The sequence below is a fragment of the Hymenobacter agri genome (genome assembly GCF_054778495.1).
Genome location: NZ_BAAGZM010000845.1, coordinates 1 through 1,884, shown reverse-complemented (window position 1 = coordinate 1,884; position 1,884 = coordinate 1). Strand labels below are relative to the sequence as shown.

Annotated in this window: 2 protein-coding genes; both read left to right on the top strand. The window is 61.7% G+C overall.

Features of this window, described 5'->3' with window-relative positions; all coding sequences use genetic code 11:
• A partial coding sequence (locus ACYVDE_RS22735) for a response regulator transcription factor (RefSeq protein WP_460503818.1) occupies positions 1-428 on the top strand: 428 nt, incomplete at its 5' end.
• 306 nt (positions 429-734) lie between these two features.
• On the top strand, positions 735-1,884 hold a 1,150-nt coding region (locus ACYVDE_RS22730), incomplete at its 3' end, for a sensor histidine kinase (RefSeq protein WP_460503817.1).

Below are 1,884 nucleotides of genomic sequence, written 5' to 3'. Positions count from 1 at the left end.
CCGTGGAAGACCGCATCCGGGGCTTCGAGCAGGGCGCCGACGACTACCTTACCAAGCCCTTCCCGCTGCCCGAGCTGCACGCCCGCATCAAGGCCATCACGCGGCGGCGCTTCGGCCTGCACAAGCCCAAGGCGGCGGTGGGCGCGTTCGAGCTCGATGTACAGGCCCGACGCGTGCTGTTTGGCGGCCAGGAAGTGCCGCTCTCGGTGAAGGAGTTCGACGTGCTGAGCTACCTGGTGCTGCACAAAAACCGGGTGCTCACGCGCCTGCAGCTCACCGAGCACATCTGGGGCAACCTGCCCGAGTCGGGCTTCGACTCGAACTACATCGACGCCCACATCAAAAACCTGCGCAAAAAGCTCGGCCAGCACGCCGACGTGGAATGGCTCGAAACCGTGCGCGGCATTGGGTATAGGGTGCGGGGGTAATGGCTGGGTGTTGGTATCTCGTCGTTGAACGACTCGCGGGAGTACCGTCAGACGATTTCGTTCAACGACGAGACGCAAAATGTTGCGTCTCTATCCCGTTCAAACGTCCATTCACTAACCGGGTAAAGGCTATAGAATAAGAAAGCACGTCATGCTGAGCTTGTCGAAGCATCTCTACCGCGCAATGCAATCCAATCGACCGGGTTTACTTGCGCGGTAGAGATGCTTCGACAAGCTCAGCATGACGCTCTTCTTTCTCCCTCTTACCCCAAACTCCCCTATACCCTATACCCTATACCCTAAAAAATGAAGCTCAGCACCAAGTTCTCCGTGTTCAACGCGTTGTCGCGGGTGGCGATTTTGCTGGTGCTGGTAGGGGTGCTGCCGTTGGCCATGAGCCGGCTGGCGCGGCTGAGCACCGACCAGCGCCTGGGCCAGAAAAAGGAGAAGGTGCTGAAGCTGATTCGGCGCAACGGCATTTCGGCGTTTATCACCGGCGAGGCATCGTCGTACGGCAGCTACAACCTGCTGAAGGAGGAGTTTATTTCGCTCGAAGCCATTCCGCCCGGGCCCAGCATCAGCGGGATTGAGGATGCCAAGCGGGCCGTGGAGGATGAGATTGTGGAGTACCGGGTGCTGAGCTACAGCTTCGCCCAGAGCGGCCAGAACTACCTGCTCGAAATCGGGCGCAGCACGGGCAGCATCGGCGAAACCGAGCGCAACTTCCGGCACTACGCCTTGTACATGCTGCTGGTGGCCGTGGCCCTCACCACGCTGGCCGACGTGGCGTTTTTCCGCTACCTGCTCGAACCCTTCTACACCATCATCCGGCAGCGACTGAAGAGCACGCACAACCCGGCGGCCTTCAACTTCGCCCCCATCGAAACCAGCACCGACGACTTCCGCTACCTCGACGAGAGCCTGCGCGAGATGATGGCCACCATTCAGGCCTCGTTCACGAAGGAGCGCAAGTTCATCGCCGATGCCTCGCACGAGCTGCTCACGCCCCTGGCCGCCCTGCAATACCGCTTCGACAACATGCTGGCCGACGACGCTCTGAGCGACGAAAACCAGTTGCGCGTGGTGGAATCGCAGCGCACGGTGCACCGGCTGCGCACCATCATCAAGTCGCTGCTGATGATGTCGAAGATTGAGAACGACCAGTTTCCGCGCACGGAAACCGTGGCCCTGGCCCCGCTGGTAGCCGAAGTGTGCGAGGAAGTGCAGGACCGCCTCGAGGTGCTGGGCCTGACGCTGCACCAGGCCCTGGAGCCCGATTTCGCGGTGCCCCACGCCAACCGCGGCCTGCTGTTCACGCTGCTCTACAACCTGGTGAGCAATGCCATCAAGTACAACCGCGCGGGCGGGCGCATCGACGTGCTGGGCCACCCCGGCCAGGGCGGCACCTACGTGCTCGAAGTGCGCGATACTGGCCGCGGCATTGCCCGCGAGCAGC